At 70.4% G+C, this 25,468-nt stretch carries 28 protein-coding genes and 1 riboswitch; of the genes, 12 read left to right on the forward strand and 16 right to left on the reverse strand.

Features of this window, described 5'->3' with window-relative positions:
* Positions 1–2 precede the first annotated feature (2 nt).
* From ACO06I_RS08035 to ACO06I_RS08045, 3 genes are all read right to left on the reverse strand, one after another.
* The gene (locus ACO06I_RS08035) at positions 3–371 is read right to left on the reverse strand and encodes a hypothetical protein (RefSeq protein WP_421932054.1); all 369 of its coding nucleotides are present in this window, start codon (positions 369–371) and stop codon (positions 3–5) included.
* Entirely contained in the window at positions 372–2,210 is a 1,839-nt protein-coding gene (locus tag ACO06I_RS08040; protein WP_421933611.1) for an ABCB family ABC transporter ATP-binding protein/permease, read from the reverse strand. It lies immediately after the preceding gene.
* An 80-nt stretch (positions 2,211–2,290) separates the two neighbouring features.
* Positions 2,291–3,061 (reverse strand): Ig-like domain-containing protein, encoded by a 771-nt coding sequence (locus ACO06I_RS08045; RefSeq protein WP_421932055.1) that lies wholly within the window; start codon positions 3,059–3,061, stop codon positions 2,291–2,293.
* Positions 3,062–3,164: 103 nt separating this feature from the next.
* Here ACO06I_RS08045 and ACO06I_RS08050 point away from each other — a divergent pair, with 103 nt between their 5' ends.
* Positions 3,165–3,767: a TIGR00730 family Rossman fold protein gene (locus tag ACO06I_RS08050; RefSeq protein WP_421932056.1), complete on the forward strand. Its 603-nt coding sequence runs from the start codon at positions 3,165–3,167 to the stop codon at positions 3,765–3,767.
* A 122-nt stretch (positions 3,768–3,889) separates the two neighbouring features.
* Positions 3,890–4,201: a DUF6665 family protein gene (locus ACO06I_RS08055; protein WP_421932057.1), complete on the forward strand. Its 312-nt coding sequence runs from the start codon at positions 3,890–3,892 to the stop codon at positions 4,199–4,201.
* Here ACO06I_RS08055 and ACO06I_RS08060 read toward each other — a convergent pair.
* Entirely contained in the window at positions 4,146–5,219 is a 1,074-nt protein-coding gene (locus ACO06I_RS08060) for an AraC family transcriptional regulator (RefSeq protein WP_421932058.1), read from the reverse strand. The genes ACO06I_RS08055 and ACO06I_RS08060 overlap by 56 nt on opposite strands.
* An 87-nt stretch (positions 5,220–5,306) precedes the next feature.
* Here ACO06I_RS08060 and ACO06I_RS08065 point away from each other — a divergent pair, with 87 nt between their 5' ends.
* Positions 5,307–6,116, forward strand: coding sequence for a DUF2306 domain-containing protein (locus ACO06I_RS08065; protein WP_421932059.1), 810 nt, complete (start codon positions 5,307–5,309; stop codon positions 6,114–6,116).
* Positions 6,113–6,820: a DUF4386 domain-containing protein gene (locus tag ACO06I_RS08070; RefSeq protein WP_421932060.1), complete on the forward strand. Its 708-nt coding sequence runs from the start codon at positions 6,113–6,115 to the stop codon at positions 6,818–6,820. Before ACO06I_RS08065 ends, ACO06I_RS08070 begins: the two co-directional genes overlap by 4 nt.
* Here the strand turns inward: ACO06I_RS08070 and ACO06I_RS08075 are convergent.
* From ACO06I_RS08075 to ACO06I_RS08100, 6 genes are all read right to left on the reverse strand, one after another.
* Complete coding sequence (locus tag ACO06I_RS08075) at positions 6,817–7,272, reverse strand: GNAT family N-acetyltransferase (protein WP_421932061.1); 456 nt, start codon at positions 7,270–7,272, stop codon at positions 6,817–6,819. The genes ACO06I_RS08070 and ACO06I_RS08075 overlap by 4 nt on opposite strands.
* A 1-nt stretch (position 7,273) precedes the next feature.
* Positions 7,274–7,639, reverse strand: coding sequence for a hypothetical protein (locus ACO06I_RS08080; RefSeq protein ID WP_421932062.1), 366 nt, complete (start codon positions 7,637–7,639; stop codon positions 7,274–7,276).
* A 27-nt stretch (positions 7,640–7,666) separates the two neighbouring features.
* A complete protein-coding gene (locus ACO06I_RS08085; RefSeq protein ID WP_421932063.1) occupies positions 7,667–8,926 on the reverse strand; it encodes an RNA polymerase sigma factor in 1,260 nt (419 codons plus the stop codon).
* Positions 8,923–9,276 (reverse strand): YciI family protein, encoded by a 354-nt coding sequence (locus ACO06I_RS08090; RefSeq protein WP_421932064.1) that lies wholly within the window; start codon positions 9,274–9,276, stop codon positions 8,923–8,925. Before ACO06I_RS08090 ends, ACO06I_RS08085 begins: the two co-directional genes overlap by 4 nt.
* A gap of 148 nt (positions 9,277–9,424) precedes the next feature.
* The gene (locus ACO06I_RS08095; protein ID WP_421932065.1) at positions 9,425–10,393 is read right to left on the reverse strand and encodes a tetratricopeptide repeat protein; all 969 of its coding nucleotides are present in this window, start codon (positions 10,391–10,393) and stop codon (positions 9,425–9,427) included.
* A gap of 232 nt (positions 10,394–10,625) precedes the next feature.
* A complete protein-coding gene (locus tag ACO06I_RS08100; protein WP_421932066.1) occupies positions 10,626–12,293 on the reverse strand; it encodes an NAD+ synthase in 1,668 nt (555 codons plus the stop codon).
* Between the two features lie 114 nt (positions 12,294–12,407).
* Between ACO06I_RS08100 and ACO06I_RS08105 the strand changes: the two genes are divergently transcribed.
* Positions 12,408–13,484 (forward strand): aromatic ring-hydroxylating oxygenase subunit alpha, encoded by a 1,077-nt coding sequence (locus ACO06I_RS08105; RefSeq protein ID WP_421932067.1) that lies wholly within the window; start codon positions 12,408–12,410, stop codon positions 13,482–13,484.
* A 5-nt stretch (positions 13,485–13,489) separates the two neighbouring features.
* Here ACO06I_RS08105 and dksA read toward each other — a convergent pair whose 3' ends face one another.
* Both dksA and ACO06I_RS08115 read right to left on the reverse strand, forming a co-directional pair.
* Positions 13,490–13,918, reverse strand: coding sequence for an RNA polymerase-binding protein DksA (dksA, locus tag ACO06I_RS08110; protein WP_421932068.1), 429 nt, complete (start codon positions 13,916–13,918; stop codon positions 13,490–13,492).
* 98 nt (positions 13,919–14,016) lie between these two features.
* A complete protein-coding gene (locus ACO06I_RS08115; RefSeq protein ID WP_421932069.1) occupies positions 14,017–14,451 on the reverse strand; it encodes a flagellar assembly protein FliX in 435 nt (144 codons plus the stop codon).
* Positions 14,452–14,671: 220 nt separating this feature from the next.
* On the opposite strand from ACO06I_RS08115, the gene ACO06I_RS08120 reads away from it, so the two are divergent.
* The 4 genes from ACO06I_RS08120 to ACO06I_RS08135 all read left to right on the forward strand — a co-directional run bounded on the left by ACO06I_RS08120 (position 14,672) and on the right by ACO06I_RS08135 (position 18,258).
* The gene (locus tag ACO06I_RS08120; RefSeq protein WP_421932070.1) at positions 14,672–15,778 is read left to right on the forward strand and encodes a flagellar basal body P-ring protein FlgI; all 1,107 of its coding nucleotides are present in this window, start codon (positions 14,672–14,674) and stop codon (positions 15,776–15,778) included.
* Complete coding sequence (locus ACO06I_RS08125) at positions 15,778–16,086, forward strand: rod-binding protein (protein WP_421932071.1); 309 nt, start codon at positions 15,778–15,780, stop codon at positions 16,084–16,086. The genes ACO06I_RS08120 and ACO06I_RS08125 overlap by 1 nt, the downstream gene beginning before the upstream one ends.
* A gap of 9 nt (positions 16,087–16,095) precedes the next feature.
* Positions 16,096–16,539 (forward strand): flagellar basal body protein, encoded by a 444-nt coding sequence (locus ACO06I_RS08130; RefSeq protein WP_421932072.1) that lies wholly within the window; start codon positions 16,096–16,098, stop codon positions 16,537–16,539.
* A 126-nt stretch (positions 16,540–16,665) separates the two neighbouring features.
* On the forward strand, positions 16,666–18,258 hold the full coding sequence (locus ACO06I_RS08135) for an ATP-binding protein (protein WP_421932073.1): 1,593 nt from the start codon (positions 16,666–16,668) through the stop codon (positions 18,256–18,258).
* 10 nt (positions 18,259–18,268) lie between these two features.
* Here ACO06I_RS08135 and ACO06I_RS08140 read toward each other — a convergent pair whose 3' ends face one another.
* From ACO06I_RS08140 to ACO06I_RS08150, 3 genes are all read right to left on the reverse strand, one after another.
* Positions 18,269–20,218 (reverse strand): PAS domain S-box protein, encoded by a 1,950-nt coding sequence (locus ACO06I_RS08140; protein ID WP_421932074.1) that lies wholly within the window; start codon positions 20,216–20,218, stop codon positions 18,269–18,271.
* A gap of 144 nt (positions 20,219–20,362) precedes the next feature.
* Complete coding sequence (locus tag ACO06I_RS08145) at positions 20,363–20,758, reverse strand: hypothetical protein (RefSeq protein WP_421932075.1); 396 nt, start codon at positions 20,756–20,758, stop codon at positions 20,363–20,365.
* Positions 20,755–22,197 (reverse strand): class I adenylate-forming enzyme family protein, encoded by a 1,443-nt coding sequence (locus tag ACO06I_RS08150; RefSeq protein ID WP_421932076.1) that lies wholly within the window; start codon positions 22,195–22,197, stop codon positions 20,755–20,757. The genes ACO06I_RS08145 and ACO06I_RS08150 overlap by 4 nt, the downstream gene beginning before the upstream one ends.
* Positions 22,198–22,343: 146 nt before the next feature.
* Positions 22,344–22,514, forward strand: a riboswitch (FMN riboswitch).
* Positions 22,515–22,606: 92 nt separating this feature from the next.
* Between ACO06I_RS08150 and ACO06I_RS08155 the strand changes: the two genes are divergently transcribed.
* Complete coding sequence (locus ACO06I_RS08155) at positions 22,607–23,134, forward strand: 6,7-dimethyl-8-ribityllumazine synthase (protein WP_421932077.1); 528 nt, start codon at positions 22,607–22,609, stop codon at positions 23,132–23,134.
* Positions 23,134–23,553: a PaaI family thioesterase gene (locus ACO06I_RS08160; RefSeq protein ID WP_421932078.1), complete on the forward strand. Its 420-nt coding sequence runs from the start codon at positions 23,134–23,136 to the stop codon at positions 23,551–23,553. Before ACO06I_RS08155 ends, ACO06I_RS08160 begins: the two co-directional genes overlap by 1 nt.
* 212 nt (positions 23,554–23,765) lie before the next feature.
* Here the strand turns inward: ACO06I_RS08160 and ACO06I_RS08165 are convergent, their stop codons facing one another.
* The gene (locus ACO06I_RS08165) at positions 23,766–24,254 is read right to left on the reverse strand and encodes a YbjN domain-containing protein (RefSeq protein WP_421932079.1); all 489 of its coding nucleotides are present in this window, start codon (positions 24,252–24,254) and stop codon (positions 23,766–23,768) included.
* 267 nt (positions 24,255–24,521) lie between these two features.
* Here ACO06I_RS08165 and ACO06I_RS08170 point away from each other — a divergent pair, with 267 nt between their 5' ends.
* Entirely contained in the window at positions 24,522–25,259 is a 738-nt protein-coding gene (locus tag ACO06I_RS08170; RefSeq protein WP_421932080.1) for a methyltransferase domain-containing protein, read from the forward strand.
* The last annotated feature ends 209 nt before the right edge of the window (positions 25,260–25,468 follow it).

Consider the following 25,468-nt stretch of genomic DNA (forward strand, 5'->3'; position numbering starts at 1 on the left):
CGCTAGCGGGCCTGCGCATCGCTGGGCTCACTTCCGAAGTCACAGGCCATCACTCCTGCGCGGTAGCTCGGTCCCCAAAGCGCCTTGTGTTTCTCGATATGGATCCGGTCGCCGGTCGCGCACGAATGGGCTCCAAGGTGGACCGTCACCCGACGATCGGACAACTGGACGTAAGCTAGGGGAAATCTGCCGTGCGGCTCATTGAGCGCGAAGCCTGCCACCCGTCCGACGAGCTGGGTCGGGCCCATCCTCGGCAGGAAAATGACAGCAAGGACGACGATTACGACCGCTCCCATGGCCAGGTGCATCCCCCCCTGGTGTTGTGAGAGCCAGAGCCGGATCAGCGTCGATCGCCTCGCCTTGGCCAACACCTAGTGCTCCCGCGTCTGCCGCCGCCACAGGGCCGCATATTCCCCGGCCTTCTCCAGCAGCTCGGCGTGGGTGCCCCGCTCCACGATCTTCCCCCGCCGCAGCACCACGATCTGGTCGGCGTCGACGATGGTGGAGAGGCGGTGGGCCACCACCAGGGTGGTGCGGCCGGCGCGGACCTTGCGCAGGGTGGCCTGGATCGCCTCCTCGGTGCGGCCGTCCAGCGCGCTGGTGGCCTCGTCCAGGATCAGCACCCGGGGATTGGCCAGCAGGGCGCGGGCGATCCCCACACGCTGGCGCTCGCCGCCGGACAGCTTCAAGCCACGCTCGCCGACCATGGTGGACATGCCGTTGGGCAGGGCGTCGATGAAGGGCCCCAGCTCGGCGTCCTCGGCGGCCTTGCGCACCTCCTCCGGCGTCGCGTCGGGCCGGGCGAAGCCGATATTGGCGTAGACCGTGTCGTTGAACAGGGCCACGTCCTGCGGCACCAGGGCCACGGCCCGGCGCAGGGAGGCCTGGCGCACCTGGCGCAGGTCCATGCCGTCGATCGTCACCCGTCCCGCCTGGGGATCGATCAGCCGCAGGGCCAGGCGCACCGCCGTGGTCTTGCCGGCGCCGGAGGGTCCGACGATGGCCGTGGTGGTCCCCGGCGGGGCGTGGAAGCTCACCTCCTTCAGGCCGCTGGAGCGGGCGTCGTGCTGGAAGGTGACGCTCTCGAAGGCCACGTCGGCGCCGTGGACGGCCGAGGGCGGCAGGTCGGCGGCGTCCGGGGCGTCGACGATGTCGGGCTTCAGGGCCGTCAGGCTGACCATCTGCTCCATGTCGATGAAGGCCTGGCGAATCTCGCGATAGTTGAAGCCCAGCATGTTCAGGGGCTGGTAGATGCCGGTCAGCAGCAGGATGGCGGTGGTGACGTCGCCGATCCGCATGCGCCCCTCGATCACCTCCAGCCCGGCCAGCACCGTCATCAGGGCCAGGCCGATGGTCAGGATCACGGCCTGCACGGCGTTGAGCAGGGAGAGCGAGGTGTTGGCCTTCACCGAGGCCACGACATAGTCGCCCATGGCGGATTCGTACTGGGCCACGGTGCGGGTCTCCGACCCGAAGGTCTTGACCGTCTCGTAGTTCATCATGGCGTCCACGGAGAGGCCGGCCGAGCGGCTGTCGGCCTCGTTCAGCTCGCGCCGGTGGCTGAGCCGCCAGTCGGTGATGCGGAAGGTCACCACCGTGTAGATGACGATGGTGGCGAAGGTGGTGGCCGCGAACCGCCAGTCCAGCCGCAGGACCATCACCACCAGGGCCATCACCAGCTCGACCGCCGTGGGGCCGAGGTTGAACACCACGCTGCGGATCAGGAAGTCGGTGGAGCGCGAGCCCCGGTCGATGATCCGGGCCAACATCCCGGTCTGCTTGCCCTGGTGGAAGTCGAGCGACAGGGCCAGCGCATGGGCGAAGGTCTCCACCGCGGCCTTGGCCATGGTGGACTGCGACACGGTGGTGAAGATGGCGTCGCGCAGATAGGGGGCGCAGGAGGACACCAGCCTCAGGCCGGCGAAGGCCAGGGCCAGGACCACGAAGTCCGCGCCGATGGCCACGGCCTGCCCGGCGGTGGGCGACAGGGTGTTGATGGCGTCCCCCAGCATCACCGGGGCGGTGACGCCGGCCAGCTTGCCGACGAACACGGCGGCCAGGGCCACCGGGATGCGCCAGGACAGGCCCTTGGCGCCCGAGCGCATGACCAGCCGGCCGAGATCGGCCATCGAGGCCCAGAAGCTGAACTTCACCGAGGGCGGCGACACCGCCCCGGGGCTTGCGAACCGCCGGACACCGCCGGCGTGCATGAATGACACCTTGAGAACGCTCCGTTCGAGAGCGCGACGGCCGAAATCCGGGCGTCACGCGATAGGCGAAAATTCCGAGATCAATTGAGGATCACTGTGGACTGGACCCCGCCGCCCGGCGTCATCCAGTCCACCCGCAAACCCGCGGGCGTGGTGCTGCTTCGAAATGGCCCGTCGACCAGGGAGGCCGCGGGCGAGGTGTCGATTGTCGCCGAATTCTCGGCCCCGTCGCTATAAATCTTGATCGTGTGCTCGCCGGCCGCCAGGGGCTGGCTGAGCGAGATCGCGAAGCGCCCGGCCGCGTCGGCCCGGCCATCGGCGCTCTGGCGGCCGTCGGCGCGCACCGTGATGGTGGCGCTGGCCCCCGCCGCGCCGGAGACCACGGCGGCCCCCTCCCGGTCGAAGTCGAAGGCGGTGATGGCCAGGCCCGCCACCGGACCCACCCGCACCGCCCCGGCGCCCGAGCGCAGCAGATAGCCGCGGCCGTCGGGGGTCAGCAGCAGGTAGCCCTGGGCCTGGACCGTGCGGGCGCCCTGGGTGGAGGAGAGCCCGAACAGCCGCGGCTGGGCCGCCGCCGGGACCCCCAGCCGCCAGACGCCCTTGTCGTCGGCCTTGGCGACCATGGCCGCGCCGTCGGGGCTGGCCAGGCGGATGGGCGCCCCGGCCGGCGCCGAGCCGGTCAGGGTCAGGCCCGCGGGCCCGGCCTCGACCCGGGTGACCATGGCCGGGATCGCATAGCCGGCGGCCTGGGCGGCCGGCTCCTTCTTGGGCGCGATGGGGACCCGGGGGGCCTCGGCGCCGCACGCGGTCAGCAGCAGGGCTGCGACGATAGGAATCGGGACGCGGATCACGGCTTGCTTGAAACTCCTTAACCCAGACCCTAGCTAATCCACCCCGCGCGCCGAACATGTCAGCAGCGCGCGCCCTTGAGTCCTTTTCCGGAGCTTACCGCCCATGGGGCAAGACCTCGCCCCCCTTTCGAGCGCCTGCGTGTTCTGCGGCTCCTCCGACGCCGCCGATCCCCAGCTGCTGGCCGACGCCGCGGACCTGGGCCGCGCCATGGCCGCCGCGCGGCTGAAGCTGATCTATGGCGGCGGCGGGGTCGGGCTGATGGGCGCCTGCGCCATCGCCGCCCACCAGGCCGGCGGGGAGGTGCTGGGGGTCATCCCCCACTTCCTGAAGGAGCGCGAGCGCCGCCTGGACGTGGTGGAGACCGTCGTCGTCTCCTCCATGCACGAGCGCAAGCAGATCATGTTCGATCGCGCCGACAGCTTCATCGTCCTGCCCGGCGGCATCGGCACCCTTGAGGAGATCGTCGAGCTGCTCTCCTGGCGCCGCCTGGACCTGCACGCCAAGCCGGTGGTCTTCTACAGCCCGAACGGCTTCTGGGAGCCGCTCTACGCGCTCTTCAAACATACGGTGGACGCCAGGCTCACACCGCCGGAGTTCATGGACAGCTGGATCTCCGTCGACCGCGTCGAGGACATCATCCCGGCGCTCAGCGGCGTGCGGCCCGCCGAGCCGGTCCCGGAGAGCGTCGTCCTGCGGATGACGTAAGCGCGCTCCGGCGAAGTGGACGCCGGTCCGCCGTCCGAGCGCGCGACAGACAAGGCGAGCCGGAACTAGCGCATTCGGTGGGGAATTGGCTAATCTCCACCGACCGATCAATGGGAGCGCCCATGTTCAGCAAACGCCAGGCCCCCTCGGCCCGCGACAGCGGGTTTGATCTCCTGCAGCACGAGATGGCCGGCGAGGCCGCCGCGGCCCTGGGCCGCATCGGCGGCAAGATGGAGAAGGCGCTGGCCGCCCTGCGCGCCTACGACGCCGGGGAGGACCAGACCGAGCCCCGCGACGTCCTGGTGAAGGCCGCCGCCAAGGCGACCTGGATGTTCTTCGTCCAGCGCGAGTCGCTCGGCCTGCGCGACCAGCGCCCCGTCATCGCCCACCACCAGATCCCCCGCGAGGTCCTGCGTCGGCTGGGGGCGTCCTGACGCCCCGCGCCGCCTTCGGGCTCATGCCGGTCCAGCGCTTGAAGGCCCGCGAAAAGGCCGCGGGGTCGGAGAAGCCCACGAGATAGGCCGTCTCGTTCACCGAGACCTTGCGCCCCTCCAGATAGTGCAGGGCCAGGCGATGGCGCAGGTCGTCCAGAACGCCGGCGAAGGTCACCCCCTCGGCCCTCAGCCGCCGGAACAGGGTCTGGCGGCTCAGCCCCATCTTGCCGGCGATCCTGTCGATGCCGACCTCGCCGGTGTGCAGGATTGGCATCAGCAGGCTCTCCACCCGGCCGCGCACGGTGCTGGCGCTCTCCAGGCTCTTGAGCAGGGCCTCGGCATGCTCGCTCAACACCCCGAAGACGTAGCGCGGCAGCATGGCCACCGGCTCGTCGGGCAGCTTCGGGTCGATCTGCATCGCGTTCCAGTCGCTGCCGAACACCACCGGCGCCTGGAAGATGCGTTCGTACTCGGCCGCGTATCCGGGATCGGGATAGGTGACGTGCACGGCCCTGACCACCAGCAGGTCGCTGGCCCGCCGCGCGCTGGTGACCAACTGGGCGAAGGCGCTCTCGGTCAGTTCGGGAAAGGCGCCGGCGCCCCGGCGGTTGTCCACCAGCCACATCCCGCCGCGCTCCAGGGCGAAGCGGAAGCGGTCGGGGTGGCCGCCATTGTCGGTCTCGACGATCAGCCGCACGAAGCGGTTCAGCTGCGCGAAGGCCTCGAACATGGTCTCCGACGCCTGGCCCAGCAGTCCGACGACGGAGACCTCCGAGATCTGCACCGCCTCGCCATAGTGCAGGGCCAGGGCCGGGTCACCGGTCAGGGTCTGGGCCGCCTTCATCAGGGCCACATAGCCGGCGAAGGAAATGCGGGCGTCCTGGTCCTGCAGGGCCTTTGGATCGACCCCCGCGCGGGCGATCAGCGCGGCGCGGTCGGCGCCCCTGGCGACGGCGAAGTCCAGCAGCCCGCGCGCGAACCCGGCGCCCACCGACGGGGTCCTGAAACCTGCGATCATGTGTTTGTCGCCCAGCGTCATGGCCCTTCGATCCGCCCTCCCTAGGCTAGGTCCCGGCGCGACAAAGCCAAGCCGTTAGCGTGCGTGATGACCCTGCAAGCAAGTCTTAGCCCTCGCGGCGCCCTGGCCGACAGGGCGCTGGCCGCGTCCGCCCAATTCTGGTTTGTCACCGCCGTCATCGGCCAGTGGGCCTTCCTCTACTATATCGTGGCCTTCTATGGTCCCTCGACCCTGTCGGGCGACTTCCCGGCCTGGGCGCGCAACACCCTGCTGCTCAAGGGCTATGTGGCGGGCGACACGGCCGGCAACCTGACCTTCGCGGCCCACGCCCTGCTGGCCGGGATCATCGCCTTCGGCGGCGCCCTGCAGGTCCTGCCCCAGCTGCGCAACCGCTGGCCGGCGGTCCACCGCTGGAACGGGCGCCTGTTCCTGGTGGTCGCCTGCGGGCTGGCCGTCTCCGGGCTGTATCTGGTCTGGGTGCGCCACACCAATCCCGCCCTGCTGGGCTCCCTGGCCACCAGCCTCAACGCCGCCCTGATCCTGGCCTTCGCGGGCCTGGCGCTCGCCGCCGCGCGCGGCCGGGACTTCGCCGCCCATCGCCGCTGGGCCCTGCGGCTCTACCTCGTCTCCAACGCCCAATGGTTCATGCGCGTCGGCTTCTTCGCCTACGTCCTGGCCCAGGGCGGCCACCCGGTGGGAACCGAGCTGTTTGGCGAGATCTGGTCGTTTGGCTGCATCCTCGTCCCCCTCGCCGTCCTCGAACTCTTCCTGCGCGCCCAGCGGGGCGGCGCGCCCCGCGCCCGCCTGGCCATGGCCGCCGGCCTGTTCAGCGTGACCCTGGTGATGGCGGCCGGGGCCATCGGCTTCACCCTCTTCTCGCTGAGCCTCCTCGCATGATCGCCGCCCCGCGCCTCACCGCCCGTATCACCGGCGCCCTCTACGTTGTCACCATCGCCGGGGGGATCAGCGGCCTGCTGCTGCGTCAGGGCCTGATCGTGAAGGGCGACGCCGCCGCCACCGCGGCCCTGATCCTGGGATCGGTCGACCTCTACCGCCTCAGCTTCACCGTGGAGCTGGTGGGGACGCTGGCCTACGTCGCCATCACCGCCCTGCTATACGGCCTGCTCAGGCCCGCGGGTCCCTTCATCTCGCGGGTGGCCATGGCCTTCGGCCTGGCCGGATGCGCGATCGGTCTGGCGGTCTCTCCCCTGCTGCTGGCGCCCCTGGTGCTGCTGAAGAGCGCCCCCTATCTGGCGGCGTTCAGCCCCGCGCAGCTCGAGGGGCTCGCCTACGCCTTCCTGCGCCTCCAGGGCCAGGGCTACACCGTCGCCATGACCTGCTTTGGCCTCTATTGCGGCCTGCTGGGCTGGCTGGTCTTCCGCTCCACCTTTATGCCGAGGATCATCGGCGTGCTGCTCGCCCTGACCTGCCTCGGTTGGAGCCTTGACGGCCTGTCGGAGTTCCTGGCGCCGGAGCTCTCCACCAGGCTCGGGCCCCTGCCCATGCTGCTCGGCCTGCTCGGCGAGGGCTCGCTCACCGCCTGGCTGCTGGTCATGGGCGTGAACCCCGGCAAGTGGCGGGCCAGGGCGGCGGAACTCTAGCCGAGAGCCTTGCTCATGTGGGTTACGACCCCCGCGCTGACGGCCTCCTCGCGGTCGATGCGGTAGCCGACCCGCTGGTAGAGGGCGATGTTTTCCGCGAACCGCTGGTTGGTGTAGAGCCGGATGCGCCCGTAACCCCGCTCCGACGCCAGGCCCTCCGCCAGCGCCAGCAGACGGCGGCCCAGCCCCCGCCCCTGATGGTCCGGCGAGACCGCCACGTTCTCGATCAGCAGTTGATCGCCCTCGTCGAGGGTCTCGATCAGCGCCGCCAGCCGGCCGTCGACAGACAGCAGGTCGAACCGATGCTCGCGCACGGCGGCCTCATAGTCGGCCCCCATCGGTTTGGGCTCGCGCCCGATCAGCGGAACCCATTTGGCGTAGGCCGCCCGCGTCAGCTCGCGGATCGCAGGCGCGTCGGCCGGAACAGCGGTGCGAAGGGTGATCTCGCTCATCTCAGTAGGACCTCAGCTTCACGCCCCAGCGGCCATCCTGCAGCGTGACGATCCACACGTTCTGGTGGCGGCTGATCTGGCTGCCGTCGGCCCGGTCTCGGGAGTAGTCCACCAGCAGGTGGACCTTGGTCTCGCCGGCCAGCACGACCTGCCTGCCGTGATAGGTGCTCCGCGCCCAGCCGGTCGCCGCCAGCTCCTCGAAGTAGTTGGGCGCGATGCGCCCCGGGGCCTTCCAGACCACCAGGTGCTCGTCGGCCAGGATCACGTGCGGAAAGTGCAGGGTCGCGTCCATGCCCGCCGCGTCGCGGGCGTTGAACCGCGCGGTGAAGGCGTCGAGACAGGCGATGGCGGCGTCGGCGGGACTCATGGCGCGACCCTAGCGAGCCAAGCTGGGCTATTCCACAGCCGCCGCCCGCCGCAGCAGGAACGCCCGCTCGCGGCTGTTCCCCGCCAGGGCGGCGGCCGCCTCGAAGGCGGCGCGGGCCTCCACAGGGCGGCCCAGCTTGGCCAGGAGGTCGCCGCGCACGCTGGGCAGCAGGTGATAAGCCCTCAGCGCCGGTTCCTCCATCAGGCGCTCGACGATCGCCAGCCCCGCCGCCGGCCCCTCGGCCATGCCCACCGCCACCGCGCGGTTGAGCTCGACGACGGGCGACGGCGCCATGGCCGCCAGCTCGGCATAGAGGGCCGCGATCCGGCCCCAGTCGGTCTCCGCCGCCGTCGACGCCCGCGCGTGGCAGGCGACGATGGCCGCCTGCAGGGCGTAGAACCCCCTGCTCCCGCCGAGCTGGTGGGCCCGCCCCAGGGCCTTCAGCCCCCGCCGGATCTGGAGTTGGTCCCAGCGGCCCCGGTCCTGCTCCAGCAGCAGGATCGGCTCGCCCGCCGCGTCGGTCCGCGCGGCCTGCCGCGAGGCGTTCAGCTCCATCAGGGCCAGCAGGCCGTGCGCCTCGGGCTCATCCCCGGCCACGGCGGTCAGCACCCGACCCAGCCTCAGGGCCTCGTCGCAGAGCTGGGGCCGCAGCCAGTCCTCGCCGCGGGCGGCCGTATAGCCCTCGTTGAAGATCAGGTAGACCACCTCCAGCACCGAGGCGAGGCGCGCGGCCAGGTCCTCCCCGCGCGGGGTCTCATAGGCCAGGCCCGACTCCGACAGCGTCTTCTTGGCCCTCACGATCCGCTGGGCGATGGTAGCCTCCGGCAGCAGGTAGGCTCGCGCGATCTCCGGCGTGGTCAGGCCGCAGACCATCCGCAACGCCAGGCAGGTCCGCGCCTCCCGCGACAGGATCGGGTGGCAGGCGGTGAACACCAGCCGCAGCATCTCGTCGCCGATGTCGTCGTCCAGGGCGGCGTCCAGATCGGGCATGGCCTGCTGCTGCGCCTCCAGCTCGCGGGCCACCATGCCGTGCTTGCGCGCCAGCATGGGGCCGCGTCTCAGGTGGTCCAGGGCCCGGCGCTTGGCGGTCGCCATCAGCCACGCGCCGGGACGCTCGGGGACGCCCGTCTCCGGCCACCGCTCGAGGGCGGCGATCAGGGCGTCCTGGGTCAGTTCCTCGGCGAGCGGCACGTCGCGCAGCATCCGCGCCAGGCTGGTGATCAGCCGCGGCTGCTCCACCCGCCAGACGGCCAGGATTGCGCGATGGGCCTCCGCCGCCGGCCTCAACGGGTGATCATCTCGCGCACTTCGCAGACGCCTTCCCAGCCGGGCATGTGGTCCTTGTGCAGTTGCAGGAACTCCACCGCCGAGGCCACGGCCTCCTCCTTGTTGCGGAACTCGAAGATGGCGTAGCCGCCCACCACCTCCTTGGCCTCCACCATGGGGCCGTCCAGCACGGCGAGCTTGCCGCCCCGGACGCTGACCCGCGCCCCGGCCGCGATGGGCGCCAGCATGCCGTCGTCGATCATGCGGCCGGCCTTGATCTCCCGGTCGGCCAGCCTGTGCATCGCCTCCAGCAGCTCGGGGGGCGGCGGGCCGGCGTCGACCGTGGTGGTGATGAAGGACATGAAGCGCATGAAACCGTCTCCTGAACGCGAGCCGCGACGCCATCGCCGCGCAACTCTCTCGCTATTCAGGACGACGATCCAGCCCGGGACGCATCGACAGGGACGCAGAAGAAAGTTCGGCTCCCCTCTCCCACAAGTGGGAGAGGAAGAGAGCGCCCTACTTCCTCTGGCTGCGGGCCAGGGCCGCCTTGGCGTCGGCGAGGTTCTGGGCGCGGTTGATCGACTCGTTGATGGCGTTGTCGGAGGCCGGCGACAGGCGCTGGGCCTGGCGGTAGAGGGCCAGCGCCTTGCCGTAGTCGCCGGCGCTCTCGGCGCAGACCCCCAGGTCATAGACGGTGTCCAGGTTGCCCGGCTGGGCGCTGTTGATGCTGGTCCAGCCCTGGCAGGCGCCGGCCATGTCGCCGCTGGAGGTGGCCTTCACCGCGGCGGTGAACTGCGGCTTGAGTCCCTCAGACAGCCCCACGCCCTTGGTCTTCAGGGTGGCCGAGAGGGTGGTGTTGTAGGGGGCGATGTCGCGGCGGATATCGCCGAGGATCTCGCGCTGGGCGTCGGTCACCAGGGCCAGGTCGCCGGTGGACGGCGCCTCGTTCCCGCACCAGGAGGTGTTGCGGCTGGCCCGCTTCTGGGCCGAATAGACCACCCGGCCGGTGGCCACGCTCACCAGGCTCGGCGTCACCATCAGATCGACGTTGCGGCGCCAGCAGGGGATGGGGAAGGACTTGTATTCCTTGCACTTGTCACCTTCCCAACGGACGCAGCGGCTCTCGCTGCCCTGGTAGGTGGAGGTGTTGAAGTCGGTGCCCACCGTGCCCAGGATCACCCCCTGCGCTCCCACCGAGCGGCCATAGCCGGCGGCCGCGCTCGGATTGCTGGGGCCGCCGGTCGCCACCACGGTGAAATAGGGGCGGCCGTCGAAGGTGGCGGAGAACAGCTCGGCCTGCAGGGCCGACTGGAACTCGCGCCCGCCATAGCCGTCGAAGCCGGCCACGGCGATCTGGCGGATATTGGCGGTCTCGGCGTAGCGCGCCGGGAAGCGGGCGCTGATGTCGACGGTGGTGGCGCAGGCGCTCAGCACCATCATCAGACCGGCGCAAACCGCCAGCCGCGAAAACAATCGCAGACCCATCCCAGCCCCTCCACCTAAAGTGGGCGCAGGATAACAGCCAAGCTTGGAATCGCAATCTGGCGTCGCGCGGAAGGCGAATGGGGGCGGTTCCTCCCCCAGCGCGAAGCGCGTTTCGGGGGGGTGGATCGCAGGCGCCGCCTGCGAGACGGAGGAGGTTTGGGCCGTAGACGCGGCAAGGGCCGAGCCCCCTCCATCGCTTCGCGGTCGCCCTCCCCCGCGGGGGAGGAATTCGCTATTTCGTCACCACGTCCCGGAAGCCGTTGACGATGGGATAGCGGCGGTCGCGGCCGAAGGCGCGGGGGCCGATCTTGACGCCCGGGGCGGCCTGGCGGCGCTTGTATTCGGAATTGTACAGCAGGCGCTGCACCCGCTCGACGGTGGCCGGCGCATGGCCGCGGGCCACGATCTCGTCCAGGGTCGCCTCCTCCTCCACCAGCCCGTGCAGGATGGCGTCCAGCTCGGCGTATTCCGGCAGGCTGTCCTGGTCCTTCTGGTCGGGCCGCAGCTCGGCTGAGGGCGCCTTGGTGAGGATGCGCTCGGGGATCGGCGAGGCCGCCACGCCATAGGGGTCGTGGGCGTTGCGCCATTCGCAGACGGCGTAGACCTCGGTCTTGTAGACGTCCTTCAGCACGTTGAAGCCGCCGCACATGTCGCCGTAGAGGGTGGCGTAGCCGACGGCCATCTCGCTCTTGTTGCCGGTGGTCAGCAGCATGGAGCCCAGCTTGTTGGAGAGCGCCATCAGGGCCAGGCCACGGGTGCGGGCCTGGATGTTCTCCTCGGTCAGATCCGGCGCGCGGCCCTCATAGAGCGGGGTCAGCATCTCGGCGAAGGCGTCGACGGCCGGCGAGATGGCGATCTCGTCCAGCCGCACCCCCAGACGCTTCGCGCAACCCGCCGCGTCGTCCAGGCTGTCCTGGCTGGTGTAGCGCGAGGGCAGCATGAAGCAGCGCACCCGGTCGGGACCCAGGGCGTCGGCGGCCACCACCGCGACGATGGCTGAGTCCACTCCGCCGGAAAGTCCAAGCAAAACACCGGGGAAACCCGACTTATTCACGTAGTCCCTCAGGCCCAGGACCATGGCCCGGTAGACTTCCTCGGGGCCCGAGACCCAGTCTTCCATGGGGGCCTCGACACAGACCCAGACCCCGTCATCGGCCTTCTCCCAGACGCAGAGCGCCAGGTGCTCCTCGAACATCGGCAGGCGCATCACCACCTCGCCGCGGGCCGAGAGCGCGAAGGAGCCGCCGTCGAAGACCAGCTCGTCCTGGCCGCCGACCTCGTTGACATAGACCAGCGGCAGGCCGGTCTCGGCCACCCGCGCGGTGGCCACGTCCATGCGCTCGGTCTCGGCTAGGCGGCGGAAGGGTGAGCCGTTGGTGACCAGCAGGATCTCGGCGCCCTTGGCCTTGAGGTCGGCGCAGATCGCCGGCGCCCAGATGTCCTCGCAGATCGGGACCCCGAACTTGACGCCCTTCCATTCGAAGACGGAGGGGCCCAGGCCCGGCTCGAACACGCGCTTCTCGTCGAAGACCCCGTAGTTGGGCAGGTCGCACTTGAAGGCCACGCCCTTGATCTCGCCCTCGGCGAGGAAGGCGAGCGCATTGCGCGGCCTTTGCCCGCGATGCTCGGCGGGCCAGATTAGCCCCACCAGGGCCGCGCAGCTGTCCTTGGTCGCCAGGGCCAACCGCTCGACCGCGGCCTTGCCCGCGGCCCACAGGGCGGGCTTCAGGGCCAGGTCCTCCGGGGGATAGCCGGTGAGGAACAGCTCGGAGAACAGGGCTATGTCCGCCCCGGCCGCGTGGGCCTCCGCCAGCCGCTCGCGGGCGAGGGCCTCATTGGCGGCGATGGCGCCGACGGTGGGATTGGCCTGGATGGCGGCGATGACAAGGCGGTTGGTCATGCTTCGTCATGTAGCCGCGCCGCCCGCCCGTCGCCACCCCGGAAACAGTCAGGGTCTGGACGGCCCCAGCGTCAGCCGTGGCATGGAATCGCCGCGACTGACGAGGAGACCGCCATGCCCGACGCCGCCGCCCGCGCCTATGCCGGGGTGTCCGACACCCTGCCCGACGCCCTGGCGCTGCCGCGCCAGGCCTTCGCCGACCCGGCGGTGTTCGAGGCCGAGCAGGCCCGCGTGTTCCGCACTGGCTGGCTGCCCGTGGCCCGCGAGAGCGCCCTGGCCGAGACCGGCGCCTATCGCTCGGTGGACCTGGCCGGAGCGCCCCTGGTGGTCACCCGCGACGCCCAGGGCGAATTCCACGTCCTGTCGCGGGTCTGCCGTCACCGGGGCATGCCGGTGGTGGAGGGTTCCGGCGTGGCCAAGGCCCTGACCTGTCCCTACCACCTGTGGCGCTACGGCCTGGACGGCCGCCTGGCCGCCGCGCCGGGCATGGAGCGTTCGGAGGCCTTCGACCGCGACGCCTGCGCCCTGCCCGCCATCGCCACCGCTCGCTGGGGCGGCTGGATCTTCGCCAATCTGGATGGCCAGGCCCCGCCCCTCGCGCCCCAGGTGGCGCCCCTGGCGGAGCGCCTGGCGTCCATCGACCCGGCCAGCCTGGTGACCGCCGACATCATCAGCCTGGAGTCGCCCTGGAACTGGAAGCTGATGGTGGAGAACTTCCTGGAGTCCTACCACCACATCGGGCCCCACGCCGGCACTCTGCAGCAGAGCAATCCGGGTCTGGGGACCTATGAGGGCATGGGGGGCGACCTATTCACGGTGCTGGAGAACCCGCCAGCCGACGAGACCCACGGCCCCTTCCTGGTGGCCGCCATCTTCCCGCTGACCCTGATGTTCTTCACCGAGGGCCCGGAGCCGCTCGGGGTCTGGTACGAGTTGGAGGCCATCACCCATCAGGGCTTCCGCCTCAACATCCACCTGCTGACCCGGCCGGACTTCGCCGCCAGCCCGGAGATGACGGCCTATTACCGCGAGCAGGTCATGGCGATCCACGCCGAGGACATCCCGGCCTGCGAGGGCGCGCAGAGGGGCGTCACCAGCCGGCTGTACGCGCCGGGACCGCTGAGTCACCTGGAGGCCTGCCTCTGGCGCTTCCACCGGTTCCTGAAGAGCCGGTTCGCCGAGACCGCCTGACCGCCTCAGTCGTCGCGGTGGACGCGTTCCCGGCGCTCGTGGCGTTCCTGCGCCTCGAGGCTGAGGGTCGCCGTCGGCCGCGCGTCGAGACGGGCGATGCCGATCGGCTCGCCGGTGTCTTCGCAATAGCCGTACGAACCATCCGCGATGCGGCGCAGGGCTTCGTCGATCTTGGAGATCAACTTACGCTGGCGATCACGGGTCCGGAGTTCCAGGGCTCGGTCGGTCTCCGACGTCGCCCGGTCCGCCAGGTCCGGATGGTTCTCGGTTTCGCTCTGCAGGTGGACGAGCGTCTCGCGGGATTCCCGCAGGATGTCGTCTTTCCACGCCTGGAGCTTCTGCTTGAAGTACTCAAGCTGACGCTCGTTCATGAAGGGCTCATCCTCGGAAGGTTGATAGCCCGGCTTTCCAGCCATCACTGCGGCTGTGCTCATTTACGCCTCACGCCCCCTAGAGTACCGCCCCTTAGACACGCGGGCCGCTTATATCAAAACGAATTTTTGATTCAACGCAGCTCGCGCACGACGGACGATTAAGCCGCACGTTTCGCGCATTCGAGCTTGGCCAGCTCCACGGCGGCCCGGGTTTCGATCTCGTCCAGAACCCCTTCCAGCTTGGTGTCCTCGGTGCCGTCCCGCTCGTCGCGCAGGGCGATTCGAAGGCGATCGAGCTGGTCGCCAGACATCTCGCCCGAGAGCAGGCTGACCTTCACATCGTCGAGAACATCCAGGATCCGGCTGGCGCGGCGCACGGCGCGGCGCTTGGCCTCCAGGGGCCCGCCCATCTCCTGCAACGCTAGGATGGCGTCCACGCTCATGACGCCGGACAGGCCCGAGGCCCGGGCGGCCTGGGCCGGGGCCGGGGCGGCCTCGGCGGTGGGCAGTCGGAAGCCCGCGCCGTCGCCGGCCGGTCGCGCCTTGCCGGGCCCGCTCGCCGATCCGACGCCGCTTGTTCCGTTGACCTTCATGGGTGAGTCGAACTCTTGACCTGACGTTTCGCCGACAGTCATCGCCCCGGCATGCTTAGGGTATGGTTAATGCCGGGCAAATTCTGCCGCGGCGCCGCCCCCTGCCGCGCAGGACGAATCGTCAACCCCTGGAATCATTGGGGTTTTCGCGGATCCCGCCTGGCACGGCCATCGCATAGGCAAGGACGAGTTCTTCCTGCCTGTTCGCCCCCGGGGTTTCATGCGCCGACCGCTTCGCCTCTTCAGCGCCGTCCTGCTCGCCGCGGCCCTGGCCGCCGGCCCGTCCTTCGCCCGGTCGCGGATCAAGGACATCGTGGAATTCGAGGGCGTCCGCGAGAACATGCTGGTGGGCTACGGCCTGGTGGTGGGCCTGAACGGCACGGGCGACAGCCTGCGCAACGCCCCCTTCACCAAGCAGAGCCTCGAGGCCATGCTGGAGCGGCTGGGGGTCAACACCCGCGACGCCAACCTCAACACCAAGAACGTGGCCGCCGTCATGGTCACCGCCAAGCTCCCGGCCTTCGTGGCCACCGGCTCCCCCATCGACGCCAGCGTCTCGGCGCTGGGCGACGCCAAGAGCCTGCAGGGCGGCACCCTGCTGGTGACCCCGCTGCTGGGCGCCGACGGCCAGGCCTACGCCGTGGGCCAGGGCACGGTGCAGACCGGTTCGGTCTCCGCCGGCGGCGCCTCGGGCTCCTCGATCTCCAAGGGCGTCCCCACCGCCGGCCGCATCGCCTCGGGCGCCATCGTCGAGCGCGAGATCGGCTTCCAGCTCGCCTCCATGGCCCAGCTGCGCATGACCCTGCGCAACCCCGACTTCACCACCGCCAAGCGCATCGCCGACGTGATCAACGCCAAGTTCCCCGGCTGCGCGCGGGCCGACAACCCCACCATCGTCACCATCCAGCCCGCGCCGGGCACGAACATGGTGGGCTTCATCTCCCAGATCGAGAACCTCACGGTCGATCCCGACGACGCCGCCAAGGTGGTGATCGACGAGGTCGCCGGGGTCGTGGTCATGGGCGAGAACGTGCGCATCTCCACCGTCGCCATCGCCCAGGGCAACCTGACCATCAGCGTCCAGGAGAGTCCCGCCGTCAGCCAGCCCGCCCCCTTCAGCCAGGGCCGCACCACGGTGGTGCCCCAGTCGGGCGTCTCGGTGGACGAGGAGAAGGGCAAGAAGCTGATCACCCTGCGCGAGGGCGCCTCGCTCGCCACCCTGGTGGCCGGCCTCAACGCGCTGGGCGTCACCCCGCGGGACATGATCTCCATCCTGCAGGCCATCAAGGCCGCGGGCGCCCTGCAAGCCGACATCGAGGTCATGTAATGGCCGACATCGCCGCCCCCGCCGTAAACCTGCCGCCCTCGCCTGCGCCCATGAGCGCGGCCGAACTGTCCAAGCGCGGTCAGATCGAGAAGACCGCCAAGGACTTCGAGAGCTCGTTCCTCTCGGTGATGCTGGGGGCGATGATGAAGGACGTGAACACCTCCGAACCCTTCGGCGGCGGGCGCGGCGAAGAGATGTTCAAGTCCTTCATGACGGACGCCATGGCCAAGCAGGTCGTGAAGTCCGGCGGCGTCGGGGTCTCCTCCGTCGTCGCCAAGGAAATGCTGAAGCTTCAAGGTTTGAGTTAGGAAATCACGATGGCCCTTTCCGCCATGGACGCCGCCGATCGCGTCGAGCAGCTGGTGATCCTCACCGAGCGCCTCACCGAACTGATCCTGCAGGAGGCCCAGGCCTTCGAGCAGCAGCGGCCCCAGGACGCCATGACCCTGATCGAGGAGACCTCGCGGCTGGCCAACATCTACCGCCACGAGTCCGCCCGGGTCCGCGCCGACCCCACCATGGTGGCAGCCGCCCCGCTCGCCCAGCGCACGCGCCTGATCCGCGCCACCGAGGCCTTCGACAGCGTGCTGGCCCGCCAGGGCCGCGCCCTCGACGCCGCCCGCACGGTCACCGAGGGCCTGGTCAAGACCATCGCCAACGAGGTCGCGGCCCAGCGCAACACCGGCGCGGGTTACGGCCCCAAGGCCGCCCCTTCCGCCCCCGGCTCCGCCAGCGCCATCACCCTGAACAAGCGGGCCTGAGGCCCGCCCGGTCGATCGGGGAATTCGGCTCAACCCGCTCTCACCGGGGCCGTGTTTTCGGCCTACGGGAACCTGCGCCGTTGCGGAGACTTCTGTTTCCGGCTTGGGTGAAGAGGCCGGGGGGCTATGACAAGACCTGGATGGGCGGATATCGGGACATTGCTGGCGGCCATCGCGCTGCCGCTCGTCCTGTTCGTCGCCTTGCAGTCGGCCTTCGCGATGAAAACCCTGCGCCAGGAGGTCGAGGCGGACGCCCTCAACCGGGCCCGCACGGTCAACTCGGCCATCGACGCGGCCCTCACCGCCGACCAGAGCGCCCTTGCCGTACTCTCCGGGTCTCATTTCCTCGCCACCCATGAGTGGCCGGCCGCCGGCGAACGGCTGTCCGAGGTCCAGGCGACGCGTCCCGCCTGGAAGAACCTCGTGGTCAGTGATCTGGCGACCGGGGCCATCCTGCTGGAGACCCGTCCCGGGTCCGGCGCCGCTCGGTCGCGGTATATGCTCCCGGTCGGCCTCACGCCCGGTCGAGCGGTGTTCGGCGGCGTCGCCGGCGCCGCGCCCGACTGCCCCTGCGTCGCCATCCAGACGCCCGTCTTCGAGCGCCAGTCGCCCCGCTACCTGCTGACCCTGTACCGGGGGACCGACGACTTCGCCGCCATCGCCGTGGGTCACACGCCCCCCGGCGGGGTGACCGCGGTGGTCGATCGCGACGGCCTGTTCGTCGCGCGCTCCAAGGCCCACCGGCAACGGCTGGGACAGCCCGCCACCCGCTACGTCCGCGAGGCCATCCGCGCGGGCCGCAGCGGTCTCTATTCCGGCGTCACCTATGAGGGTCTGAAGAACTACACGGCCTTCGAGACCTCCCCCCTCACCGGCTGGTCCTCCCACGTGGCGGTCCGCGCCCGCAGCCTCACCGACCCCAGCCTCGGGTCTCTGATCCTCACCCTCGGCGCCGGCTTGGCCTCCCTGATGCTCGCCGGGATCATGGCCCTGGTCCTGCTGCGAAAGGATCAGGCCCGTCGTCAGGAGGAGGCGCGGGGCGCCCAGTCGCAGAAGCTGGCGGCCATCGGCCAGCTGGCCAGCGGGGTGGCCCACGACTTCAACAACCTGCTGATGGTCATCGACGCCTCCCTGCGCAGGATCGCCGGCGCCGCCGACCCCGCCCTGGAGAAGCCCCTCGCCAACGCCCTGGCGGCCAGCGAGCGCGGCGCCAAGCTGATCGCCCAGCTGATGGCGTTCACCCGCACGGAGCCCCTGGAGATCGGGCCGGTGGACCTGGGCGTCCTGATCGGCGGACTGAGAGGGCTGATCGAGCAGTCGGTGGGCCGCGCCATCCGGGTGGAGCTCGACGTCGCCGACGACGCGCGCCACGTGATCGGCGCCGCCGACCAGCTCGAACTGGCGATCCTGAATCTGGCGGTCAACGCCCGCGACGCCATGCCGGCGGGCGGTGTCCTCAGCCTGCGGAGCCGCGCGGCGCCGAGCCGGCCCGACAGCGTCGACCTCACCGTCACCGACACCGGCGAGGGGATGAGCCGCGACGTCGCCGCCCGCGCCCTCGAGCCATTCTTCACCACCAAGCCCCTGGGAAAGGGCACGGGTCTGGGCCTGGCCCAGGTGTTCGGCATCGTCGCCCAGGCCGGCGGCACGGTGGATATCGAAAGCGCGCCAGGCGCGGGAACCACCGTTCGCCTGCGCCTGCGCCGGCTGGCCGGGTGAGACCCGCGCCCTAGGCGGGGCCTCGGCCCCGGGGCGGCGCCAGGTTGCGAAGCATCCGGGCCAGTTGCGCCTGGCTGTAGGGCTTGGCCAGCCGCGGCACGTCCTCCCCCACCCCCGGCGGCAGCTCGGCATAGCCGGTGGCCAGCACGATGGGCAGGTCCGGGCGGCGGGCGCGGATCTCCTCGGCCAGTTGCAGGCCGGTCATGTGCGGCATGGCGTGGTCGGTGATCACCAGGTCGACCGCGTGCTCCCCCAGCACCTGCAGGGCCTCGAAGCCCGAGGAGACCGCGATGGCCCGGTGGCCCAGGTCCTCCAGCATGGCCGCGGTGTTCATCAGCACCAGGCCGTCGTCGTCCACGGCCAGCACCACCAGGGGCCGCGACGGGGCGCTGTCGGCCGCGGGGGGCGGCTCCGCAGGGGCCGGCGCCGCCAGGCTGTCGGCCCGCCGCAGCCACAGCTCCACCTGGGTGCCGTGTCCGGGCCGGCTGTTGAGCACCAGCCGCCCGCCCGACTGCTCGGCCAGGCCGTAGACCATCGGCAGGCCCAGGCCCGTCCCCTTGCCCACCCCCTTGGTGGTGTAGAAGGGCTCGGCGGCCCGGGCCAGGGTGTCCTCGTCCATCCCGGTTCCGGTGTCGGTCACCGCCAGCCGCACATAGGCGCCGGCCGGCAGCCCCACCTCCGAGGCCGGCCCCAGGGCCTCCTCCGAGGCCTTGATGGTGATCCGCCCGCCGTCGGGCATGGCGTCGCGAGCGTTGACCACTAGGTTCAGCAGCACCGTCTCCAGCTGGTTGGCGTCGGTCAGCGCCGGCGGCAACCCGTCCGGGAAGCGGCAGGTGAGCTCGATGTCGGGGCCCAGGGACCGCTCCAGCAGGCCTGTCATGCCGCCCACCAGGGCCGCCAGGTCCACCCCCTCCAGCTTCAGGTCCTGCTTGCGGGCGAAGGCAAGCATCCGCTGGGTGAGCGCCGCCCCGCGCTGGGCGCCGTGCACCGCGTTCTCCAGCAGGGCCACGGCCTTCGGGTCCTCGGGCAGCCGCTTCCTCAGCAGCTCCAGGCTGCCCATCACCGCCATCAGCAGGTTGTTGAAGTCGTGCGCCACGCCCCCGGTGAGCTGGCCGATGGCGTCCAGCTTCTGGGATTGCAGCAGGGCCTGGCGGGCCTGGTCCAGGGCGCGCTGGGCGTCCCGGCGCTCGGTGATGTCGCGGGTGATCTTGGCGAAGCCGATCACCGTCCCGGCCTCGTCGCGGATGGCGTCGATCACCACGTGGGCCCAGAAGCGGCTGCCGTCCTTGCGGACCCGCCAGCCCTCCTTCTCGAAGCGCCCCGCCGCCGTGGCGGTCGCCAGGGCCGCCTGCGGCTCCCCGGCGGCGCGGTCGTGCTCGGTGTAGAAGGCGCTGAAATGCTCGCCGATGATCTCCTCGGGCAGGTAGCCCTTGATCCGCTCGGCCCCGGCGTTCCAGCTGCTCACCAGGCCGCCGGAGTCCAGCATGTAGATGGCGTAGTCGGTGACCCCCTGGATCAGCAGGCGGAACTGCTCCTCGCTGCGCTTCAGGCTCTCCTGGGCGATCTTCCGCTCGGTGAGGTCGCGGGTGATCTTGGCGAAGCCGATGACCTTGCCGGCCGGGTCGCGAATGGCGTCGATCACCACGTGGGCCCAGAAACGGGCGCCGTCCTTGCGGATCCGCCAGCCCTCGCTCTCGAAGCGGCCGGTTGAGGCCGCGGTCGCCAGGGCCCGTTGCGGAACCCCGGCCTCCTGGTCGGCCTGGCTGTAGAAGCGGGCGAAGGACTGGCCGATGATCTCGGCGGCCTCATAGCCCTTGAACCGACGCGCGCCCGGGTTCCAGCTCGTGACCTTGCCGGTGGGGTCGAGCATGTAGATGGCGTAGTCGGTGATGGCGTCGACCAGCAGCCGGTAACGGCGATCGTCGCTCAGGGACGCCTCGAAATTTTCCAGACCGTCCATCTCACCCCGGTGCGTCACAGGGTGACCCCGCCATGGTCGCAAACGCGCCGCCCACCACGAGGTTCCCCGCAGAAGCCCCCAATAGGGCCACAGGCGCCCCCCGGCGCAAGCCCCCGCGGCTCGGGCGTGCGCCAGGCCGCGCCGTCAGGCGTCGTCTGCGTTCTCGTCACCGATCGCCTCGCCCACCAGTCTCCGCCACATCGGATCTGTGTCGTCCACCAGGTCGACGTCGTCCAGCAGGGCCACCCCGCCGCCGCCGTCGGGGAAGATCAGGCCCAGCACCTCCATCGTCTCGCCGTCCTCGGTCTGGTGGATCTCGGCCTGGACGGCCACGGCGGCCTGCTCGCCGTCGTCGCTCCACCAGATCAGCGGCTGGGGCAGGTCCATCTCCAGCACCCGGGCGTCCTCCGTGTCGGCCAGGGCGAAGATCGCCGCCTTGGCCTGCACGTCCTCCAGGGTCGCCACCGCGCCGTTGAAGGCCTTCAGCCGGCCCCAGTCGTCGACGTCGAACCCGCCACCCTCCTCCGGATCCTCGCTCATGCGGCGGCCACCACCATGTCGCGCAGGGTGTTGCGCTGGATCTTGCCCATCAGGTTGCGCGGGATGGCGTCCAGCCGCATCAGCCGCGGCGGCCGCTTCAGGGTGTCGGTGAAGATCGCCTCCAGGGGGGCGATGTCGAAGCCGGCCTCGCAGGCATAGGCGACGTGCGGCGCGTCCAGCCCCTGCTCGTCGGGGGCGGCGAAGGCCGCGGCGTCCAGGATGCCGGGCAGTTTCAGCACCAGGTTCTCCAGCTTGGAGGCCACCACCTTGGCGCCGCCGATGTTCATCAGGTCGTCCACCCGGCCCAGCACCTGCAGCCGGCCCTGCTCGGTCAGCACGCCCACGTCGCGGGGATAGAACCAGCCGTCCTTGAAGAACTCCGCCGTGCCCACGGGATCGTCCAGATAGCCGTCGACCACCTGGTCGCCGCCGATCCGCAGCTCGCCGATCCGGCCCGGCGGCATCAGGCCGCCGGCCTCGTCCAGCACCTCCACCCGGGCCCAGGGGTTGAGGTAGCCGGCGGAGTCCTCGGCGCCCTCCAGGCTGTCGATATGGCCCACCGTGACGCTGCCGGTCTCCGTCGCTCCATAGGTCAGGATGATGTAGGGCGACAGCCGCCGCCGGCATTCCTCCGCCAGGGGCCGCGACAGCGAGCCGCCGGCGATGCCGACGATCAGCTCCGGGTCCGGCGCATAGTCCTGCGGCAGGCTGCGCAGCAGCACCTGCAGGTGGTAGGGCGAGGTGATCATCAGGTCGATCTCCAGGTCCTTCAGGGTCTGGGCCCAGGTCCCGCGCGGGTCGTGGCTGCACAGGGTCCCGGCCCGGGTCCAGCACAGGAAGGCCAGCTGGATCCCAGCCAGGGACCCCACCCCGATGTCGGAGATCCCCCGCGGACTGCGGGCCGGGGCGAAGACCTGGGTCACCGCGGTCTCGGCCACCCGGCGGTCCATCATCGCCCGGGTCAGCAGGATCTTCTTGACCTCCCCGGTGGTGCCCGAGGTGGCCACGATGCGGAAGCCGTCCTCGCCGCGCCGGGGCCGGTCGCCGGCCCAGGTGGGCGAATAGTGCTGCAGCCCGTCCAGCCAGGCCTGGTCGATGCGGTGGACCGGCACGCCAAGCGCGTTGTCGGGGACGTCGCGGGCGAACAGCACGTGGGCGCCGATCAGCCGCAGGTCGTCGGCCACGCCGCGCAGGGGGCTGGCGGCCGCGGTGATCACACCGGCGGTCTCCAGGCCGAAGGTCAGCACCCAGTGCAGATAGGGATGGGGCACGGCCAGCAGGGCCCGCGACCCCCAGGGCAGTTTCAGCTCCGCGGCCCAGGCCGCGCAGCGCGCGATGTCGTCGGCCATCTGACGATAGGTGAACCGGTCCCAGGCCGAGGCGATGGCCAGACCCTGCGGCTGGTGCTGGGCTTGGAAGGCGATCAGCCGTTCGAACATGGCGCTCACGAGGTCCTGGAATCGGACCGCGGACCCTAACCCCGCCACGGCCCGCGCCCTAGCCCCCTTCCTCCCGCCAATCAAAACGCTTGTTTGAACCCGACTCTTGGGTCTAGCCTGACGCCATCGCCGGGCTGTTCCGGCGGACGCGTTCTCAGGGCGGGGTGAAAGTCCCCACCGGCGGTAATGCCGGCCTCCCCTCTCCAGGGGGCGGCCGGACGAGCCCGCGGGCGCCTGTCGGCCTCATCGCCGCCAGGGACAGCAGACACCGGTGTGATCCCGGGGCCGACGGTTAGAGTCCGGTTATGAGAACCACTGTTGATGGGTCGCCACGCCTCCGCGCGTGGACTCTCACGACCTGTCGTCAGTGTCTCCCTGAGTCGTGGTTCACCCACCTAGGGAGACGACCATGACCCAATCGACCCAACCCCAAGCCACCCAACCCCAGGCCATCCACGAAGTCCCCACGGCCCACGGCGCCTATCGCCCGGCCCGTATCGCCTTCGTCCAGTCGTCCTGGCACCCGCAGATCGTCGACCAGGCCCGCAAGGGCTTCCTGGCCGAGATGGCCAAGCTGGGCTTCCCCGAGACCATGATCGACGTCTTCCAGACGCCGGGCGCCTTCGAGATCCCCCTCCACGCCCAGACTCTGGCCAAGACCGCCAAGTACGCCGCCGTCGTCGGCTGCGCCCTGGTGGTGGACGGCGGCATCTACCGCCACGAGTTCGTGGCCGAGACCGTGGTCTCGGCCCTGATGCAGGTGCAGCTGGCCACCGAGGTGCCGATGTTCTCGGTGGTGCTGACCCCGCACCACTTCCATGAGCACGACATCCACCAGGCCTTCTTCGCCGAGCACTTCGTCACCAAGGGCGCCGAGGCCGCCCGGGCCTGCGCCATGACCCTGGAAGGCCTGCATCGCGTCACGGCGGCGGCGTGATGGAGACCTGCGCCATCCCGGCGGGCTTCGCGCGGCACGACCGCCAGAGCCCGCTGACCGCGCCCTGGGAGCCCCTCTACAGCCGCCGCACCCAGGGCGCGGTGGTCCTGGGCCTCCCGGCCAGCCAGGCCCACACCAACAGCCGCGGCTTCGTCCACGGCGGCCTGATCACCGCCCTGGCCGACAACGCCATGGGCCTGTCCTGCGGCCAGGTCCTGGGCGCCGGCGCCAGCCTGGTGACGGTGAACCTCACCGTCGACTTCCTCTCCACCGCCCGCACCGGCCAGTGGCTGGAGTTCGACACCATCTTCGTCAAACCCGGAAACTCGCTCTGCTTCGCCCAGGCCTTCGTCACCGCCGACGGCGACCCCTGCGCCCGGGCCAACGCGGTGTTCAAGGTGGTGAAGAAGCCGCACTGAGGGGGCGGCGTCTTCCTCCCCCATTCATGGGGGAGGAAGACTTCCCCCACAGATGCTCCCCCTCTGGGGGAGCTGTCAGCCGCAGGCTGACTGAGGGGGACTTTGACTCTTGCTAGGGAACGCTCTGCCCTCCACCCCCTCCGTCACGCGCACATCTGCGCGCGCCACCTCCCCCAAACCGCGCTACGCGCTGGGGGAGGATTTGGGCCTCACTACTTCCCCGCCGCCTTGCGCCTGTCCTCGATGAACCGGGCGAGGCTGGCGTCCATGGTCTTGTACCAGTCGACGCTGTCCATGAAGTTGTCGTAGGTGGTCTTCCCGATGGCGGTGAAGTCCATGTATTCGTTCAGTTCCCCGTCGCTCCCCACCGAGACCTTCAGGAAGCGCTTCTCCCGGTTCCAGTCATTGGCGAAGGTCGGCGTGAACAGGGGCTCGGCCTTGTACCAGCTGCTGAACTGGTAGGAGGCGCAGTTCTTCACCCCCTCGCAGGCGTAGAACTCCACGGTGAAGTCCGACCCGTTGACGCCGCTCAGCACATAGGGCTCCCCGGCCTTGTTGGTCTTCACCTCGCCCCGGAACCCGCCCTCCCGCAGCGCCTGGGCCACCACCTCCGGCTGCCGCAGATCCAGCAGCCGATCCGCCGCCCGGGCGGGCGCGGCGAGCAGGAACGCGGCGGACAACGCGAGAACGACACGGCGCATGACAGGCCCTCCCAAGGTCAAGCTCCCCCCATCTGCCGCCGAGAACAAAGTTCGCGCAAGCCGCCCGCTCATCCCGGCGCGGACCGGGCCCCAGATTCACCTCGGACGCTTGGGTTTGATCCACCTGTTTGTGTGGTTCGTGGGGTTCGTGGTTCCAAGTCTTCAGGCCGTGACGCCGCGAGGCCGCGGAAGATGTCCACGAATCCTACGAACCCCACGACCGACCCGTTGCGGACCTTGGCGGCGTCCGCCTACCGTCAGCCAGGCATGACCCGTCAACTCCACCAGCCCGACCTCTATCCCCTGACCTCCAAGTACGACGCGGCCTGGCTGCTCGACCTGGACATGGGACCAAACCCCCTGTGGCTGCTGGAGGACCTGGCGCGGGGTCTCGCCTTGCAGCCCGGCATGCGGGTGCTGGACCTCGGCTCGGGTCGCGGCGCCACCTCGGTCTTCCTGGCGCGGGAGTTCGGGGTCGAGGTGGTCGCCGCCGATCTCTGGGTGGATCCCGCCCAGGCCTCGACCTTATTCGCCGAGGCGGGGGTGGCCGGGCGGGTGGAGGCCGTGCGGGCCGAGGCCCACGCCCTGCCCTTCGAGCCCGCCGCCTTCGACGCGATCGTCAGCATCGACGCCTACGAGTACTTCGGCACGGCCGACAGCTACCTCGCCTACATCACCCGCTTCCTGAAGCCCGGCGGGCGGCTCGGTATCGCCACGCCCGCCATGCGCCAGGAGGTGCGCGACCTCGGCGAGATCCCGGCCCACATCAGGGCCTGCGTCGGCTGGGAGGCGGCCGCCTGGCACACCGCCGAGTGGTGGCGGTTCCATTGGGCGATCACCGGTCTGGTCAGCGTCACCTCAGCCCGGCTGCAGGAGACCGGCTGGGCCGACTGGCTGCGCTGGACCCGCGCCGGCCACACCCCCGACCGCGACCGCGTGATCGCCATGCTCGAAGCCGACCGTGGCGACCTGCTCTCCTTCGCCCTGGTGACGGCCGTCAAATAGGCGGCGGGCCTCGGCAGGGTCCATGGAGACCCTCCCCATCGTCATCCCCCCGCTTGTCCCGGCCATGACGGTCAGGGGGAAGGCCTCGCCGCCCCATCCTCTCCTCCCCCGAAGGGGGCGAGGAGTTCAAGCTTGCCAACCGCCGTTCTCTCAGCCACCGTCCCCCCACCAAAGGGAAGACCCCGAGATATGAGTACCGGCTGCACCGC

It is taken from the genome of Phenylobacterium sp. (assembly GCF_965229015.1).
In the GTDB taxonomy this organism is placed as follows: Bacteria; Pseudomonadota; Alphaproteobacteria; order Caulobacterales; family Caulobacteraceae; genus Phenylobacterium.

Excerpts from the sequence above, each read along its gene's own strand:
- ACO06I_RS08040 (WP_421933611.1), bottom strand. The coding sequence starts at position 2,210 with ATGCACGCCGGCGGTGTCCGGCGGTTCGCAAGCCCCGGGGCGGTGTCG.
- ACO06I_RS08050 (WP_421932056.1), top strand. The coding sequence starts at position 3,165 with ATGGGGCAAGACCTCGCCCCCCTTTCGAGCGCCTGCGTGTTCTGCGGC.
- ACO06I_RS08055 (WP_421932057.1), top strand. The coding sequence starts at position 3,890 with ATGTTCAGCAAACGCCAGGCCCCCTCGGCCCGCGACAGCGGGTTTGAT.
- ACO06I_RS08060 (WP_421932058.1), bottom strand. The coding sequence starts at position 5,219 with ATGATCGCAGGTTTCAGGACCCCGTCGGTGGGCGCCGGGTTCGCGCGC.
- ACO06I_RS08065 (WP_421932059.1), top strand. The coding sequence starts at position 5,307 with ATGACCCTGCAAGCAAGTCTTAGCCCTCGCGGCGCCCTGGCCGACAGG.
- ACO06I_RS08070 (WP_421932060.1), top strand. The coding sequence starts at position 6,113 with ATGATCGCCGCCCCGCGCCTCACCGCCCGTATCACCGGCGCCCTCTAC.
- ACO06I_RS08075 (WP_421932061.1), bottom strand. The coding sequence starts at position 7,272 with ATGAGCGAGATCACCCTTCGCACCGCTGTTCCGGCCGACGCGCCTGCG.
- ACO06I_RS08080 (WP_421932062.1), bottom strand. The coding sequence starts at position 7,639 with ATGAGTCCCGCCGACGCCGCCATCGCCTGTCTCGACGCCTTCACCGCG.
- ACO06I_RS08090 (WP_421932064.1), bottom strand. The coding sequence starts at position 9,276 with ATGCGCTTCATGTCCTTCATCACCACCACGGTCGACGCCGGCCCGCCG.
- ACO06I_RS08095 (WP_421932065.1), bottom strand. The coding sequence starts at position 10,393 with ATGGGTCTGCGATTGTTTTCGCGGCTGGCGGTTTGCGCCGGTCTGATG.
- ACO06I_RS08100 (WP_421932066.1), bottom strand. The coding sequence starts at position 12,293 with ATGACCAACCGCCTTGTCATCGCCGCCATCCAGGCCAATCCCACCGTC.
- ACO06I_RS08105 (WP_421932067.1), top strand. The coding sequence starts at position 12,408 with ATGCCCGACGCCGCCGCCCGCGCCTATGCCGGGGTGTCCGACACCCTG.
- dksA (WP_421932068.1), bottom strand. The coding sequence starts at position 13,918 with ATGAGCACAGCCGCAGTGATGGCTGGAAAGCCGGGCTATCAACCTTCC.
- ACO06I_RS08115 (WP_421932069.1), bottom strand. The coding sequence starts at position 14,451 with ATGAAGGTCAACGGAACAAGCGGCGTCGGATCGGCGAGCGGGCCCGGC.
- ACO06I_RS08120 (WP_421932070.1), top strand. The coding sequence starts at position 14,672 with ATGCGCCGACCGCTTCGCCTCTTCAGCGCCGTCCTGCTCGCCGCGGCC.
- ACO06I_RS08125 (WP_421932071.1), top strand. The coding sequence starts at position 15,778 with ATGGCCGACATCGCCGCCCCCGCCGTAAACCTGCCGCCCTCGCCTGCG.
- ACO06I_RS08130 (WP_421932072.1), top strand. The coding sequence starts at position 16,096 with ATGGCCCTTTCCGCCATGGACGCCGCCGATCGCGTCGAGCAGCTGGTG.
- ACO06I_RS08135 (WP_421932073.1), top strand. The coding sequence starts at position 16,666 with ATGACAAGACCTGGATGGGCGGATATCGGGACATTGCTGGCGGCCATC.
- ACO06I_RS08140 (WP_421932074.1), bottom strand. The coding sequence starts at position 20,218 with ATGGACGGTCTGGAAAATTTCGAGGCGTCCCTGAGCGACGATCGCCGT.
- ACO06I_RS08145 (WP_421932075.1), bottom strand. The coding sequence starts at position 20,758 with ATGAGCGAGGATCCGGAGGAGGGTGGCGGGTTCGACGTCGACGACTGG.
- ACO06I_RS08150 (WP_421932076.1), bottom strand. The coding sequence starts at position 22,197 with ATGTTCGAACGGCTGATCGCCTTCCAAGCCCAGCACCAGCCGCAGGGT.
- ACO06I_RS08155 (WP_421932077.1), top strand. The coding sequence starts at position 22,607 with ATGACCCAATCGACCCAACCCCAAGCCACCCAACCCCAGGCCATCCAC.
- ACO06I_RS08160 (WP_421932078.1), top strand. The coding sequence starts at position 23,134 with ATGGAGACCTGCGCCATCCCGGCGGGCTTCGCGCGGCACGACCGCCAG.
- ACO06I_RS08165 (WP_421932079.1), bottom strand. The coding sequence starts at position 24,254 with ATGCGCCGTGTCGTTCTCGCGTTGTCCGCCGCGTTCCTGCTCGCCGCG.
- ACO06I_RS08170 (WP_421932080.1), top strand. The coding sequence starts at position 24,522 with ATGACCCGTCAACTCCACCAGCCCGACCTCTATCCCCTGACCTCCAAG.